At 55.3% G+C, this 15675-nt stretch carries 12 protein-coding genes and 1 pseudogene; 8 read left to right on the top strand and 5 right to left on the bottom strand.

The genetic code is table 11. The annotated features are described in order from the left end of the window. Positions 1-25: 25 nt before the first annotated feature. Both JJL52_RS05295 and JJL52_RS05290 read left to right on the top strand, forming a co-directional pair. Positions 26-304, top strand: coding sequence for a hypothetical protein (locus tag JJL52_RS05295; RefSeq protein ID WP_202051365.1), 279 nt, complete (start codon positions 26-28; stop codon positions 302-304). A 160-nt stretch (positions 305-464) separates the two neighbouring features. After that, on the top strand, positions 465-1754 hold the full coding sequence (locus tag JJL52_RS05290; protein WP_202051364.1) for an alpha/beta hydrolase: 1290 nt from the start codon (positions 465-467) through the stop codon (positions 1752-1754). A 378-nt stretch (positions 1755-2132) separates the two neighbouring features. Here JJL52_RS05290 and JJL52_RS05285 read toward each other — a convergent pair whose 3' ends face one another. Next, positions 2133-2354: a hypothetical protein gene (locus JJL52_RS05285; RefSeq protein ID WP_202051363.1), complete on the bottom strand. Its 222-nt coding sequence runs from the start codon at positions 2352-2354 to the stop codon at positions 2133-2135. A gap of 105 nt (positions 2355-2459) precedes the next feature. Here JJL52_RS05285 and JJL52_RS21250 point away from each other — a divergent pair, with 105 nt between their 5' ends. From JJL52_RS21250 to JJL52_RS05270, 3 genes are all read left to right on the top strand, one after another. Continuing rightward, a complete protein-coding gene (locus tag JJL52_RS21250; protein ID WP_236994069.1) occupies positions 2460-2948 on the top strand; it encodes an EF-hand domain-containing protein in 489 nt (162 codons plus the stop codon). A gap of 195 nt (positions 2949-3143) precedes the next feature. Beyond that, the gene (locus JJL52_RS05275) at positions 3144-3344 is read left to right on the top strand and encodes a CsbD family protein (RefSeq protein ID WP_202051362.1); all 201 of its coding nucleotides are present in this window, start codon (positions 3144-3146) and stop codon (positions 3342-3344) included. A gap of 711 nt (positions 3345-4055) precedes the next feature. After that, the gene (locus JJL52_RS05270; protein ID WP_202051361.1) at positions 4056-4346 is read left to right on the top strand and encodes a BON domain-containing protein; all 291 of its coding nucleotides are present in this window, start codon (positions 4056-4058) and stop codon (positions 4344-4346) included. 208 nt (positions 4347-4554) lie between these two features. On the opposite strand, the gene glgX is transcribed toward JJL52_RS05270, so the two are convergent. Continuing rightward, positions 4555-6771 (bottom strand): glycogen debranching protein GlgX, encoded by a 2217-nt coding sequence (glgX, locus tag JJL52_RS05265; protein WP_236994068.1) that lies wholly within the window; start codon positions 6769-6771, stop codon positions 4555-4557. A 406-nt stretch (positions 6772-7177) separates the two neighbouring features. Here glgX and JJL52_RS05260 point away from each other — a divergent pair, with 406 nt between their 5' ends. Beyond that, the gene (locus tag JJL52_RS05260) at positions 7178-8758 is read left to right on the top strand and encodes a peptide chain release factor 3 (RefSeq protein ID WP_202051360.1); all 1581 of its coding nucleotides are present in this window, start codon (positions 7178-7180) and stop codon (positions 8756-8758) included. A gap of 380 nt (positions 8759-9138) precedes the next feature. Here the strand turns inward: JJL52_RS05260 and JJL52_RS05255 are convergent. Both JJL52_RS05255 and JJL52_RS05250 read right to left on the bottom strand, forming a co-directional pair. Beyond that, positions 9139-10053: pseudogene (locus JJL52_RS05255) on the bottom strand (IS110 family RNA-guided transposase); the annotation flags it as partial. A gap of 400 nt (positions 10054-10453) precedes the next feature. Then, positions 10454-10948, bottom strand: a complete 495-nt coding sequence (locus JJL52_RS05250) for a dihydrofolate reductase (protein ID WP_202051358.1) — start codon at positions 10946-10948, stop codon at positions 10454-10456. A gap of 58 nt (positions 10949-11006) precedes the next feature. Between JJL52_RS05250 and JJL52_RS05245 the strand changes: the two genes are divergently transcribed. Next, a complete protein-coding gene (locus JJL52_RS05245; protein WP_202051357.1) occupies positions 11007-12029 on the top strand; it encodes an asparaginase domain-containing protein in 1023 nt (340 codons plus the stop codon). A 38-nt stretch (positions 12030-12067) separates the two neighbouring features. Here JJL52_RS05245 and JJL52_RS05240 read toward each other — a convergent pair whose 3' ends face one another. Then, complete coding sequence (locus JJL52_RS05240; protein ID WP_202051356.1) at positions 12068-12400, bottom strand: GIY-YIG nuclease family protein; 333 nt, start codon at positions 12398-12400, stop codon at positions 12068-12070. A gap of 230 nt (positions 12401-12630) precedes the next feature. Here JJL52_RS05240 and clpB point away from each other — a divergent pair, with 230 nt between their 5' ends. Continuing rightward, on the top strand, positions 12631-15207 hold the full coding sequence (gene clpB, locus JJL52_RS05235; RefSeq protein WP_202051355.1) for an ATP-dependent chaperone ClpB: 2577 nt from the start codon (positions 12631-12633) through the stop codon (positions 15205-15207). Positions 15208-15675: the final 468 nt, after the last annotated feature.

The following is a 15675-nucleotide window of genomic DNA, read 5'->3' as shown; positions in this document are numbered from 1 at the left end:
ATAATAAAACAATAATGTAGAAGCCATGAAAATTCGAATAATGATAATCGGTATCATGCTGGCGGTATTGTTTCGAGTAAATAATCAGGCAAATGACGCGGAAAAAAATAATCTTTCTCCGCCGAGTCTAATCGTCGAAGCTATTGTGCATTATTATCCACATGCTTCTGTCGAAGAAGCGGGAGTATTGATGAAATCCGGAAACAATCCTGAGGGCTATCAATCCGGAGCCTTTGAAATCGGCAAAAAAATAGAGCCCTATAGAGGGCAGGCGAGATACATTATCAATACCGACCATTTCTGAATCAAGCTGACAGTCCGGGTGCAACTTTTTATATTATTGCTCTGTCTTTTGTTGATATAGCCCTTATTTCCTGCAATGACCGAACCTAAATTCTTTGGATTCTTCATTTCGGAAAATAAAGCGGCGAATTCTAGCGTATCAGGTTGTTCCGGAGGATGACATGCATTCCCGACGAGTTGTTTGCGCAGCGGCTGCTTTCTTTCTGCTGATGAGCGGTCTTCCGGATGCGTTGGCGAAACGAGTCAGTGAAGAGGCTTACCGCTATCCCTATAAGGATCCCTGGATCGCAACCTCTACCGTTTCCCTGATGCAGGGGAAGGAAACCATTCCGGACGGCGATATCCGCGATCTTCAGATCAAGATTCTGGAGGGTCGCAATCATCCTTACCTGGAAGGGAAAGGAGAATTGCTTTACCGGTTTTATCAGCAAAAGGCTTCGGCTCCGCTTGTTTTCATCCTGCCCGGAGTAGGCAGCTCGGCATACGCCGGCTCGGCCAGGCAAATGGCGGAATTTTTGGCCGGGTACGGGTTTCATGTGCTGGTTCTGCCTTCCCCGTTCCATTGGAATTTCGCTTTGGCGGTAAGCCGCTCCGGTCTGCCCGGCCTGACCGGGAAAGATGCCGAAGATCTTTACCGGTCGATGCAATTAATCCTGAACGAAGTCAAGCTGCGATGGCGGGCCAAAATCGGCAAGACCGGGATGTTGGGATTGAGCGTTGGGGCGCTGGATGCGGCATACATCGGCGAACTGGATACCGCTCAACATAAAATCGGCATTTCGACTTACCTTTTGATCAATCCTCCCGTCAATCTGTTGCAATCGGTCAGGCGTATCGACCACATGGCCAGCCTCGGCGATGTGTATAGCGAAAATCAGCGCGATTACCTAGAAAGTTATGCGCTAGGCCTGCTGGGCGAGGCATTGCGCAACGATCCCGATAGTCCGGATTATTTCCTGGGATGGGATCGCAGAATTGGACTTACGGACAGGGAAATCGGGTACTTGATCGGAGAGCGGATGCAAAGGGCGGTTGGTGATGCCATTTACGCAGCCGATCTGGCCTTGAATCTGGGTATTTTGAGAACTCCGATCAGTTGGGGGGATCGCACTCAGCGGTTTCGCGAGGCCCACTCTTATACGCTGACCGAGTATCTAAAAAAAATTCTTATTAACCGGCTGCGGCAGATGGGGAACACACGGATTGACCCGGATGAAGTCAATGCCCGGAATAGCCTTCCGGCCATCAAAACGATGCTGGAAAATAATGAGAACTTTTTTTTAATGCACAATCTGGATGATTTTCTGCTTACCGATCAAGACATCGCCTTTCTGGAAAAAACATTCGGCGACCGCGCCATTATTTATCCTCATGGCGGTCATTTGGGTAATCTTTGGTATTCGGCAAACCGAAAAGATATTCTCGCCATTTTCAGGCCGCTATTGAATTAATAATATTTCTGTTGGATATCGTACTGACAATAATTGAAGTTAACTCTATATTTTCAACGCCTTTACGCGTTACTCGAATTCCGGTTTATCCGATTTTGATCGTTCGGACGGGAAAGGGCGTAAAGAATGATATATGACTATTAATCCAATAGGGAGAATCAATATGCGTATTTCTAATTGTTTAAGTAAAAAGCTCTGGTTAACGATCGGCTTTTGCCTTGGCCTGGCGGGCATCGCTCAGGCGGGTACGATGCGCGATACCGGCGCGGGTTCCGGCACTTCGCAAGAAAACACGGGAACGTCCGGAGGCTCGATGGGAAGCTCCGGCAGTTCTCAGGGCACTACCGGCAGCGGTAGTTCGCAGGGCAGCTCCGGAACTTACCGAGGCACCACCGGTTCATCGCAAGGCATCACCGGAAGTCCGGAAGGAAGCTCCGGCACATCGCGCGGCACATCGCCGGAAGATTCGGGCACCTCTTCGGGGAATTCAGGAACTTCCGGAAGCTCAGGAACTTCGGGAAGCTCAGGAACTTCCGGTCGTTCAGGTACTTCAGGTGGTTCCAGCGGTTCGTACGGCACTTCGCAGGGCGGTTCGGGCACATCAGGCACCATGCAGGAAGAAGGCTCGGGCGCCTCAGGCTCTTCAGGAGGCTCAGGAACTTCGCAATGAAGAAAGGTATGTGGATACTAATAAGGAGAATCGATATGCGTATTTCTAATTGTTTAAGTAAAAAGTTCTGGTTAACGATCGGTTTTTGCCTTGGCCTGGCGGGCATCGCTCAGGCGGGTGCCATGGGCGGATCGGAATCCATCAGCCCACAAGAGCGCACGGGCACCTCCTCCGGTACTTCACAGGGCGGTTCAAGCGGTTCGATGGGAGGCTCCGGTAGTTCTCAGGGTACTACCGGCAGCGGCGGTTCGCAGGGAATTTCAAGAGGCTCAGGCACTTCAGGGACATCCGGTGGAGCCTCTGGTATGCAACAAGGCGGTTCGAGCAGTATGGGCAGTTCGCAGGGAATGGGCAAAATTCAGCCTTTCCAAAGCGTGGATAAGAATGGCGACAATTATGTAACCAAAAGCGAGCTAGCCGATTCTCCTTCTTTACTTAAGCATTTTGACCGCGCCGATGCCAATAAGGATGCTCAACTGGAAGAAAATGAGTATAAAAACCTTATGATGGAGAATCAGCAATAAAGGACAGGATTTATCTAAAGACTGATTCATATTAATCCCTCCTGAACTACTCCGCTTTAGTCTTATGTTTGTTAGTGTACAGACTTATTCTTGTTTTTAAATAAATTAATTTTTATTCCTGAAGAATAACGGTAAAAGACATGGAATCGGTTTTCTTCAGGAGGGAATTCAATATACAAAATTAAGGTAAACGGTATGAGATATAGCTTGATAGAGAATGGTGACAGCCAGTTTAAAGGTAAATCGAAGGAGAAAAGGCGCAGGTTTGCCGATGATGAATCTGGACGATTTTCAGGCAAATCGGATACTCCCCTCAAGAAGACCCAAAGGAAGTACAAGATCGCTAAAAGGGAAGCTGACAAACAAATCAAGGATTGGGAAAAAGCCTACAGTTAGTACCCTGATCCGTTCCGGGACCTTAGGCGAGGTCTTATAGTTGGTGCCGGTAAACAGCCGGTGCTAATGATTCTGCCAAATTCCAAGGCAAAAAACATGAGGAGCATGAAAGATGAATACGAATAAAATTTTTATGACGATTTTTTTGAGTTTCTTTCTGGCTTTGACCGGATGTCAAAAAGACGGCTCGGGCAGCAAGTCGGGCCAAGGAACGCAAAGCTCCGGCACCGGTACGAGCTCGACTCAGGGTTCGGGATCTACGGGAACGCCAGGCTCAGGCACCGGAACGGGGTCAAGCGGAACCAGTTCGGGTAGCGGAACCGGTTCAAGCGGCGGGACAGGTTCAACTGGCGGAACAAGTTCAGGCTCGGGCACTGGTACACCCTAAAGAGCCTGTAACCCACCTGCACGAGAGGCATGAAAATGAGCTTAAACAGAATTTTTATGACGATTTTTTTGAGTTCCCTCCTGTCTGTGGCCGGGTGTGAAAAAGACGGCTCGGGCGATAGGACGGGGCAACCTCCGACGCCGGAAACAGGACGTTCCGACACAAGGATGAGCTCGACGCAGGGATCGGAACGTACGGCAACAGGGAGTGTTGCCGACCCGACCAGGGCGGGAGGCGAAGGAGCCTCGGGGACCGGAAGTCCGGAAGGCCCGGGAGCAGGGCCGGATACCTCCGGGACGGCAAGGTCGGGCAGCGGAACGGGCATGGGCGAGGGAAGTGCGCCAGGGGCCGGCGAGCCAAGAACCGGGCTGGAAGAGGCCAGCGACTATATGGACGATTCGGTCATTACGGCTAAAATCAAGCAGGACATTCTGAGCGATCCTCTGCTTAAGGCTTCTCAAATCGATGTGGAAACCGAAAATGGCGTAGTTAAGCTTTCCGGAGCCGTCGGTTCCCAGCAAAGTATCGATAGGGTCAAAGCCATTGCGCAAAGCGTCACGGATGTGAAAGCGGTGGAAAGCGAACTTGTCATCAAGGAGGGCATGGGTAAATAACCCTTGAAGATGCATCGCATTGCGAGCTGCTGCCTGACCGGAAGTTTCAGCTTGTAATGCAATGTAAAAATAACGGAGTTCCGGGTAGTCGATCCTGGCTGAGGGGCCGGCTTTACCGGATAGCTGTCGTTCGGGTGGCGCCCTTCAGGGAGCCGTTATCCTTTATGAATTAAGGAATAGGGGAAAACGGTGTTTTGAATGCAGCGGTTCAGCCTGGGGAGCGGTGCCGAGGAAAAGGAGTTCTTATGCCTAAGGCTCCGAGCAGCAAGGAATGGGACGCAGCCGGATCATCCTTCGCCCCCGTCTTGATCAGTAACGCCAACGAACGTCCTTGCAATACGAAATTCTCGCCGGCAAGGCATTCCCAATCCAGTGTATCCGGTTGCGCGGTATTCACGGCGGTATACCAACAGGCATCCGTTTCGTCTTCCGGAAGACGAAACGGAATTTCGCCGTCGTAGCTGTTCAACAGCAGCAGAAAATCGTTATCCGGAATGGGCTGGCCATGTTCGTCCCGTTCGGTGATCGCCTTGCCTGACAGATAGACCCCCAGGCAGCGCACGTAGGTCTGATTCCATTCGTTGCCGTTCATTTCCTGGCCGTTCGGATTCAGCCAGAGTATGTCCTTGTCGTCCGCGCCGGAGATCGGGCGTCCCTGAAAGAAATTGCGCCGGCGGAAAACCGGATGCTGTTTGCGCAAATGGATCAATTTCCGGACGAAATCGCTCAGTTCCCGGTCTTCCGGACGTAAATCCCAGTCAATCCAGCTAAGCGGATTATCCTGGCAGTAGGCATTATTGTTGCCCTGCTGGGTGCGGCCCATCTCGTCTCCGGCCAGCAGCATCGGAACGCCCTGGGAAAGAAGCAGGGTACTCAGAAGATTACGCTTCTGTTTGGCGCGTAAACTGCGCACGCCGGGATCGTGGGTCGGGCCTTCGACGCCACAATTCCAGGATTTATTGTTGTCGGTGCCGTCGTGGTTATCGTCGAGATTCGCTTCGTTATGTTTGCCGTCATAGCTGACCAGGTCGTGCAGCGTAAAGCCATCGTGCGCGGCCAGAAAATTGATGCTGGAATAAGGCTTGCGGCCGCTGTGGCCGTAAAGGTCGCTCGAACCCGTCAGACGGTAGGCCAGATTGTCGATCAGTCCTTCTTCGCCTTTCCAGTAGGCGCGTACTCCGTCCCGGTATTTATCGTTCCATTCGGCCCAGCCGACCGGAAAATTGCCGACCTGGTAGCCGCCTTCGGCCAAATCCCAGGGCTCGGCAATCAGCTTGACTTGCGAAAGTATCGGGTCCTGATGAATGATGTCGAAGAAAGCGCTGCGGCGGTCCACTTCATTCGTTTCGCGGGCGAGCGTGGAGGCCAGGTCGAAGCGGAAGCCGTCTACATGCATTTCAGTTACCCAATAGCGCAGGCTGTCCATGATCATCTGCAGCACGCGCGGATGCCCCATGTTGAGCGTATTGCCGCAGCCCGTATAATCCATGTAATAGCGTGCGCAGTTGTCGCCGGTCAAACGGTAATACGCGGCGTTATCGATGCCCCGGAATGCCAGAGTCGGTCCGAACTGGTTGCCTTCGACGGTATGGTTGTAGACCACGTCCAGAATGACCTCGATATCGTTGCGGTGCAGGGTCTTGACCAGGTTTTTGAATTCGTTGATCGGATCGACATACCCGTAGCGGCTTTCCGGTGCAAAATAACCGATCGAACTGTAGCCCCAGTAATTGCGCAGGCCCTTATCCACCAGATGGCGTTCGTCGATGAAGGCATGGACAGGCATCAGCTCCACGGCGGTCACGCCGAGTTTTCTCAGATGGTTTATCACGGGTTCGGAAGCAAGTCCGGCATAGGTCCCGCGTAAAGCGGAGGGAATCAGCGGATGGAGTTTGGTAAAGCCTTTGACGTGCAGCTCGTAAATGATCGTATCCTGCCAGGGAATCTGCGGCGGCTGATCGTATCCCCAACTGAAGGCGGGATCGATGACCCGGCATCTCGGCATATGCGAGGCGCTGTCCCGTCGGTCGAATGACAAGTCTTCCTTTTTATGGCCGATCCGGTAGCCGAACAGGGTATCGCTCCAGTGCAGCGGACCGACGATCGTCTTGGCATAAGGATCGAGAAGCAGTTTATAGTGGTTGAAACGGGCGCCTTCCAATGGGGCATATTTTCCGTAAACGCGGTAACCGTACAAAAGGCCGGGACGGGCCTCGGGAAGGTAACAATGCCAAATATGGCCGGTCTGCTCCGGCATCGGAATGCGCTGGAACTCGCGGCGCCCTTTGGGTTCGAACAAGCACAGTTCGACTTTTTCGGCGTGTTCGGAAAACAGGGCGAAATTGACGCCTTTGCCGTCCCAGGTTGCGCCCAAAGGGTAAGGCTTGCCGAGCCATACGGTTGAAATCCTGTTCCTGTCGATCATGGAGACAATCTCCCTCATAAAATGCCTTGTTTCTTCGCTTCCGTTCGCCGCCTGGCATAGTCTGGTTGTCCTTCTGAGCGGACAATGGCAAATACTCGCTTTTTTTGTCGTGGCGGTCAATCTTCGTCCAACCTTCGTCTATTCAAACCGGAGGTCGGGTTTAAAACAAGCAGCTCTAAAATTAATTTCCCGGGAAGATGCCGTCTGTGCGGTAGCGTACGGAATCGCCAGCAGCCCAGCAAGCCTGATATCTCAATGCGATTTTATCCGAATGTCTGCCTCTATCCTGAAGCGGGGCCGGTTTTCGCTTTTCAGCCCACGCCGAGCAGAGACCATCCGGTGATGCCTATTATCCCTTGTCGATAAGTTTCCGTTATAATACGCGGTTTTGCAGTCAGTCCAGAGTATGTCCGAAGTCCTCTCAGAACTTAACCGCCGGCGCACGTTCGCGATCATTTCGCACCCGGACGCGGGTAAGACCACGATCACCGAAAAGCTACTCCTGTTCGGCGGCGCGATTCAGCTGGCGGGCTCGGTGAAAGGGCGGAAGGCCGCCCGGCATGCGACCTCCGACTGGATGGAGATGGAAAAGGAGCGGGGGATTTCGGTCACGACCTCGGTGATGCAGTTCGAGCACAAGAACGCGATCATCAACCTCCTCGACACGCCCGGCCACGAGGACTTCTCCGAAGATACCTACCGGACGCTGACTGCGGTCGACTCGGCGCTGATGGTGATCGACTCCGCGAAAGGCGTCGAGGAGCGGACGATCAACCTGATGGAAGTCTGCCGTTTGCGCACGACGCCGATCCTGACCTTCATCAACAAGCTGGACCGCGAAGGGCGCGAACCGATCGAACTCCTGGACGAAGTCGAGCATGTATTGAAGATCCAATGCGCGCCGATGACCTGGCCGATCGGGATGGGCAAGCGCTTCAAGGGCGTCTATCACCTCTATAAGGACGAAATCCACCTGTTCAGCCCGCAGCACGGCGGCCGCATCGCGGAAGCCGAAGTAATCAAGGGGCTGGACAATCCGAAGCTGGACGAATTGCTCGGCGATCAGGCCGAGGAGCTCCGGATCGACATCGACCTGGTCAAAGGCGCGAGCCACGAGTTCAGCCTGGACGCCTATCAGGCCGGGGCGCAGACGCCCGTCTTCTTCGGTTCCGCGATCAACAACTTCGGGATTCTCGAGCTGCTCGACGCATTTGCCGAATTCGCGCCGCCGCCCCTGCCACGCCAGGCCGAGCAGCGCACCGTGCATCCGGAAGAGGAAAAATTCACCGGCTTCGTATTCAAGATTCAGGCGAACATGGACCCCGCGCACCGCGACCGGGTCGCCTTCATGCGGATCTGTTCGGGCAAGTTCGACAAGGGCATGAAGCTCCACCACGTCCGGATCGGCAAGCCCATTCAGGTGGCCAACGCGATCACGTTCCAGGCGGACACCCGCAAAGCGGTCGAGGAAGCCTATCCGGGCGACATTATCGGTCTGCACAATCACGGTACGATTCAGGTCGGCGACACGTTTACGATGGGCGAAACGCTGAAGTTCGGCGGGATCCCATATTTCGCCCCGGAACTGTTCCGCCGGGTCGTGCTGAAAGATCCTCTGCGCGCGAAGGCGCTGCAGAAGGGGTTGGTGCAGCTGACCGAAGAAGGCGCGACCCAGCTGTTCCGGCCGCTGAAGAATAACGACCTGATTCTCGGCGCGGTCGGCGTGCTGCAGTTCGACGTGACCGCGCACCGGCTCAAGAACGAATACAACGTCGAATGCGTTTACGATGCGGTGAACGTGTCGACCGTCCGCTGGGTATCGTCGGACAAGCCGGCCAAGCTGGAAGAGTTCAGGAAGAAGGTGTTCGACAACCTGGCCGAAGACGGCGGCGGGTTCCTGGTGTATCTCGCGACCAGCCGGGTCAATCTGCAATTGACCGAAGAACGCTGGCCGGACATCAAGTTCAGCGCGACGCGCGAGTTGTAGGGAGGCGATGATCGTAGGGTACGCTGTGCGTACCTTTTCGGGAGCCGTAGAGTAGGATGTGCTGACGACTGCAGGGATGCAGGAGATAGATCGCGTCGGAACAAGCGATCGAGGTACGAAGCGCATCAATCGCGAGCGATACCCTAAAGGGCACTCGATGGGCTTCGTGCCTCAGCCCATCCTACGGTCTTATTCGTACCGTTTTCAAAGAGTTTTAACAAAAAACCATAAAGTACGCCCAGCGTACCCTACGGAATAAATTGGCGCAGTACCTTTTGGGAATAAAGCTGTAGATACCGTCTTAAAAGTCAAGACAACCTTCCATAATCAGGTTGATAAGGTTGACGAGTTTTCAGCACGCCGAAGCACAAATGGACTCATTTGCGCATGACGGCACCCAAGGCGGACATTTTGGTTTTGCCGCGCTCTTGCAGGCGCTGGTAGAGGTCTTTGAGGTGAGGGTTGTGTCGAGTGCCGACGACCGCGGCCATAAAGAGAATCGCACGGATACGGGCAGGTCCGGCTTTCGACAAGCGGGGCCGTCCCAGAATCGAGGTGCCGGATTGACGCTCTACCGGCACCAAGCCGAGATAGGCGGCCAATTGCTCGGCGGACTGAAAGCGGTGATTGTGCATGATCGAAAGCAGGTGATTACCGACTTGCGGTCCCACCGCCGGAATGCTGGTCAACAGCTCCCGGTCGTCTTTCAGGCCGGGATGCTGCTGGATATGATCGTCGATGTCTTGCTGGAGTTTGGCGAGCTGGGTTTCCAGAAAGGCAATCGAATCTGTCAGGGATTGATGAATCAGCTGACAGGTCTCGGTGGCGTCGGCTTTTTCCAGGCGGTTGCGCTCGCGTTGTAAATCCTGGGCAATGGCTTCGCGGCGTGACAGCAGGGCTTGCAGGATACGGGCTTCCCGGCTAGGCGGCTGCCAAGGTCTGGGATTCAACAAAGCGCCATAACGGGCCAGAATCAGGCTGTCGACCCCGTCGGTTTTGGTGCGGATGCCGAGGCTGCGGCCGAAGTCTTTGACTTGCGCCGGATTGACGATGGAAACCGTGACCCCGGCCTCGGTGAGCGCCGAGGCGGCCTGCTCGTGGTAGACGCCGGTGCCTTCCAGGATGGCGTGGAGTTCGTGGTTGGCCACCTGCTGCTTGGTACACCAGGCCAGCAAATCGGTAATGCCGGCCTTTGAGTTAGCTACGGTTTTGGCACGGCGCTTGCTGCGGGCGACCTCCAGCAATAAACTACAATCCAGTTTAGCTTTAGAAACATCGATCCCAATAAAAAACATTAGCTTTGACACAATGACAGACGATAAAACAAACCAACTGAGCCCACTTGCCTTGTGCATACAGGGTCAACGCCCTTGGCTACCGTTCAGTGTCTGAGTTGGCATCAGGAGCGAGACAGAAGGCTTGATCTACAGCACAAGGTCGAACCTTAAGGGCGGTTACAAGCTCATTCTGCCTCAGGTCATGATAGCTAATCACGACCTGGATAAAGATACAAGGGCGTTTTCGCGATAGCAAAACGCCAACAGGCTTCAAAGCGATGGCGGATTGCCTAGCGGCGAATCCGCTACAAAGGCTAAACCTCCGTAAGATGCGCCGTATGTGTAGGATGTGCCGAGGAACGAGGCGCATCGGTCGAAATATAACGCGAACGATGCGTTTCCCTTCGTTCAGCACATCCTACGTTTTTATTCTGTCCAGCCGCAAAAAACTGTAGCTGAAACCCGCGTCCGCATCATTCTCGACATCTTCCCGGTCCACTTCGGACCACTCGCTCATATCCAGCTCAGGAAAGAAAGTATCTCCCGGAAATGCCTTTTTGATTTGGGTCAGGTAAATCGTCTCGGCCCGCGGCAGCAGGGCTTCATACAGATCGGCTCCGCCGATCACGAAAATCTCGCCGTGCTCTCGGCAGCCGGTCCGGATCGCGGTGTCGAGATCGTGCACGACCACGCAGCCTTCCGGCGCATAGGCCGGATTGCGGGTCAGGATGATGTTGGTGCGGCCGGGCAGGGGCCGGCCGATCGATTCAAAAGTCTTGCGGCCCATCAGGATCGGCGAGCCCATCGTGATCTTTTTGAAGTGTTTCAGGTCGGCGGAGAGGTGCCAGGGCATTTTGTTGTTCAGGCCGATGGCCCGGTTGCTCGCCATCGCGACGATGAGTGAGATTTTCATGCAGGGGTGGTTTAAAATCGGGGGCGATTCAGGTTCAGGACAAAACGGACATCATACTATGAAACAGATTCTGGTTGTATTCACCGGCGGTACGATCGGGTCGGCCGCCGGCGAAGGCACGATCAAGCCGTCCGAAGCGGCGCCTTTCAAACTGCTCGGCGAATTTCGACGCCGATTTCCCGAAAAGGCCGACGAGATTGCGTTTGAATCGGTCGAACCGATTCGGCTGCTCAGCGAAAATCTCGCCCCCCCCGCCTGGCCGATCATCATCGAGGCGATCGCAGCCAAGCAGCCGGAACGTTACGACGGCGTGATCGTGACGCACGGCACCGATACTCTGGCCTATACCGCGGCGGCGCTCGCTTTTTATTTCCACGGGCTGAAGGTGCCGCTGCTGCTGGTATCGAGCGACCATCCGCTCGATCATCCGCAGGCGAACGGACTGGACAATTTCCGCTGCGCGGTCGATTTTATCCTGGACGTGAAAGAATCCGGCGCATTCGTGCCTTACCGCAATCAAGGCCAGACCATGCAGGTGCACCGAGGCACGCGGCTGGCATCGTCATTGCAGCTGAGCGGCGATTTTTTCAGCGTGCAGGGGCAAAGTTACCTGGAATATCGCGACGGCCGGTTTTTGAGCCAGGGATTGCCGGCATTATCGGCGCGGGCGGAGACGGCTGGGGTCAAAGCGCGGTTTTCGGAGCGGATCCTGATGATCCGGCCTTATCCGGGGCTCGATTACACTCATTTCTCCCTGGACGGCGTCGAGGCGGTCCTGCACGATCTTTACCATTCCGGCACCGCCTGCAGCACTCCGCAATGGGGCGAAAATCATTCGCTGCTCGCGTTCATCAAACGCTGCCGTCAGCAGGGCGTGAAAGTGTATCTGGCGCCGGCCCGAAAATCGCCGGATACGTATGAAAGCACCCGGTTTCTGCTCGATGCGGGCGCGGAGATGATTTGGAACATGTCGCTCGAAGCAGCTTACGTGAAACTGGCGCTGGCGTATGGGAATTTTCGGGAGCCGCAGGATATTACGGCGTTTCTGGCGGCGGATATTGCCGGGGAGCTTGTTTTATAAAACTTATTCTGTTTGCCAAGTGCGGCTAAGCTAAGCCGTCATCCCGGCAGGGATTGCCGGGATCCAGTGGCCAAGGAAGGCGACACTAAATCTGGCCATAAATCTTGCCATGTAGAGTTGCTAAGTTCAATCAGACGTTTTTTAGCGATACGGGGCCATTTTTTTATCTGCTTTTCCCTCAGAATTGCACTCTCCATCTGTCCATGAACTTCATACCAAACTAATTGGGTAACTCCATAACGTGCAGTAAATCCTCCTATCAGTTTCTGGCGATGTTGATATATACGTCCAATTAAGTCCGAAGTAACACCCACATAGAGAGTCCCATTCTTGCCGCTGGCAAGAATATAAACACAGGGATGTTTTTCCATTTGTTATACCTTGAGCGCTACCACATCCATGTATACTGGATCCCGGCAATCCCTGCCGGGATGACGGCATTTGGGGGATTTAAAAACATACCCAAACTGGTCCCAATATAGACTTACCGAGGACTTTTGCAAAGCACTTGGCGAATTTCCCCATCCGTTATTGAAAATCCTCCATTCGCTCCCCATATCCCCCGCAACTTAGAAATTCTCTCATCAAGAGGTAAACCTATATGCGAATGGATAAATTGACCGGCAAGTTTCAGGAAGCGTTGTCGGATGCCCAGAGCCTGGCTTTGGGCAAGGATCACCAGTTCATCGAGCCCGTGCATCTGATGATCGCGTTGATGGATCAGGAAGGCGGCACCGTCAAGCCGTTGCTGGCGCAGATCGGCGCCAATACCGCCGGTTTGCGCACGGAACTCGGCCAGGCGCTGAACCGGTTCCCGACCGTGTCGGGCACGGGCGGCGACGTGCAGATTTCGAGCGAGCTGGCGCGCCTGCTGAACCTGACCGACAAGCTTGCCCAGAAGCGCGGCGACAAGTTCATCGCCAGCGAACTGTTTCTATTGGCCGCGTTCGAGGAAAGGGGAACGTTGCAGGACCTGCTGAAAAAAGCCGGCGCGAGCAGGCAGGCGATCGAAAAAGCGATCGAGGCGATGCGCGGCGGCCAGCAGGTCGATGATCCGAATGCCGAGGATCAGCGCCAGGCGTTGAAAAAATACACGATCGACTTGACCGAACGCGCCGAAGCCGGCAAACTCGATCCGGTGATCGGCCGCGACGACGAGATCCGCCGCACGATCCAGGTGCTGCAGCGCCGCACCAAGAACAATCCGGTGCTGATCGGCGAACCCGGCGTCGGCAAGACCGCGATCGTCGAAGGGTTGGCGCAACGGATCGTGAACGGCGAAGTGCCGGAAGGGATCAAAGGCAAGCGGGTGCTGGCGCTGGACATGGCGGCGCTGATCGCGGGCGCAAAATTCCGCGGCGAATTCGAAGAGCGCCTGAAAGCAGTGCTGAACGATCTGGCCAAGCAGGAAGGGCAAGTAATCCTGTTCATCGACGAGCTGCACACGATGGTCGGCGCAGGCAAGGCCGAAGGCGCGATGGACGCGGGCAACATGCTGAAACCGGCCTTGGCGCGCGGCGAGCTGCACTGCGTGGGCGCGACGACCCTCGATGAATACCGCAAGTATGTCGAGAAGGATGCGGCGCTCGAACGCCGGTTCCAGAAGGTGCTGGTCGACGAGCCTTCGGTCGAGGATACGATCGCGATTCTGCGCGGCCTGAAGGAAAAGTACGAGGTGCATCATGGTGTCGAGATTACCGACCCCGCGATCGTCGCCGCGGCGGGGCTGTCGTACCGTTACATTTCCGACCGTCAACTGCCGGACAAGGCGATCGACCTGATCGACGAGGCCGCCAGCCGGATCCGGATGGAACAGGACTCGAAGCCCGAAGAAATGGACAGGCTGGACCGCCGCCTGATTCAGCTGAAGATCGAACAGGTCGCGTTGAAGAAAGAATCGGACCCGGCCTCGAAAAAGCGGCTCGAAATTCTGGAAGAAGAAATCGCCGAAGTCGAAAAGGACTATTCGGATCTGGAGGAAATCTGGAAGGCCGAGAAGGCCTCCCTGCAAGGTTCGGCGTCGATCAAGGAAAAACTCGACCATGCCAAGGTCGAGCTCGAATCGGCGCGGCGCGCGGGCGATCTGAACCGGATGGCGGAGCTGCAATACGGAGTGATTCCCGATCTCGAAAAGCAGCTGGCGCAGGCGGGCGCCGGCGAAACGAAGAAGATGACTCTGCTCCGCAACAAGGTGACCGACGAGGAAATCGCCGAAGTCGTCTCCAAATGGACAGGGATTCCGGTCTCGAAAATGATGGAAGGCGAGCGCGACAAGCTGCTCAGGATGGAGGAGGAGATCAGCAAGCGCGTGGTTGGCCAGGAAGAAGCGCTGAAAGCGGTCAGCAATGCGATCCGCCGCTCGCGGGCGGGACTGTCCGATCCGAACCGGCCGAACGGCTCTTTCCTGTTCCTGGGGCCGACCGGCGTCGGCAAAACCGAGCTGTGCAAGGCGCTGGCCGAGTTCCTGTTCGATACGGCCGATGCGCTGGTGCGGATCGATATGTCCGAGTTCATGGAGAAACATTCGGTCGCGCGTCTGATCGGCGCGCCGCCGGGCTATGTCGGCTACGAGGAAGGCGGCTATCTGACCGAGGCTGTGCGCCGGAAACCGTATTCGGTGATCCTGATGGACGAGGTCGAAAAGGCGCATCCGGACGTGTTCAACGTACTGCTGCAGGTGCTGGACGACGGACGCCTGACCGACGGGCAGGGTCGTACGGTCGATTTTCGCAATACGGTGGTGGTGATGACTTCGAACCTCGGTTCGAGCCGGATCCAGGAGCTGGCGGGTGAGGCGAATTACCAGGAAATGAAGAACGAAGTGATGGACATCGTGGGCGGGCATTTCAGGCCCGAGTTCATCAACCGGATCGACGAAGTGGTGGTGTTCCATCCGCTCGAACGCGAACAGATCCGCGCGATTGCCAAGATTCAAATCGCCAATCTGCAGAAACGCCTGGCGGATCGCGAAATCGGCTTCGAGATCAGCGAAGCGGCCCTCGACCGGCTGGGCGAAGCCGGCTTCGATCCGGTCTACGGTGCGCGGCCTTTGAAGCGGGCGATCCAGCACCAGCTCGAAAACCCGCTCGCGCAGGAAATCCTGGCCGGCCGGTTCGCGCCGGGGGATACGGTCAAGGTCGAGCTGGAAGAGGGACTGCTGCGGTTTGTGAAAGGCTGACGGACTAACCTTCTATAACCGTAGGATGTGCCGACGTCAGGAGGCGCATCGAGTGCCCTTCAGGGTATCAGTCGCGAATGATACATTGAAAGGTACTTAGATGCGCTTCACTTCGTTCAGCACATCCTACAAGCTGTCACCGTAGGATGGGTACGACTGCACGGATGCCACCACTAAAGGGTGGTCTATGGACAGAGGTAGGGCAACGCAGGAGCAGTTGCCGAGAGGCGTCAGCCGAAGCTCATCGATCAAAACACGCCGCAGCCTGATGATGGTTTTCGCTTCGCTCTCGGCAACTACTCCTGCGGTGCTCTCGATCACTTGTTCCTGACGTGATCTCCCGCCCCCCTCCGTGATGGTCGTAATTCCTACACGCTTTTCGGCATGGGTTTTTGGACGCTGAGGCGGGTTGGTTCATACTCAGCCCGATGACGAGAATTTGCTATGCTTAAGGATCGTGACCGCAGC

This window comes from Candidatus Methylomicrobium oryzae (assembly GCF_016745425.1).
GTDB classification, from domain to species: domain Bacteria; phylum Pseudomonadota; class Gammaproteobacteria; order Methylococcales; family Methylomonadaceae; genus Methylomicrobium; species Methylomicrobium oryzae.
This window is presented reverse-complemented; position numbering and strand designations above follow the sequence as displayed.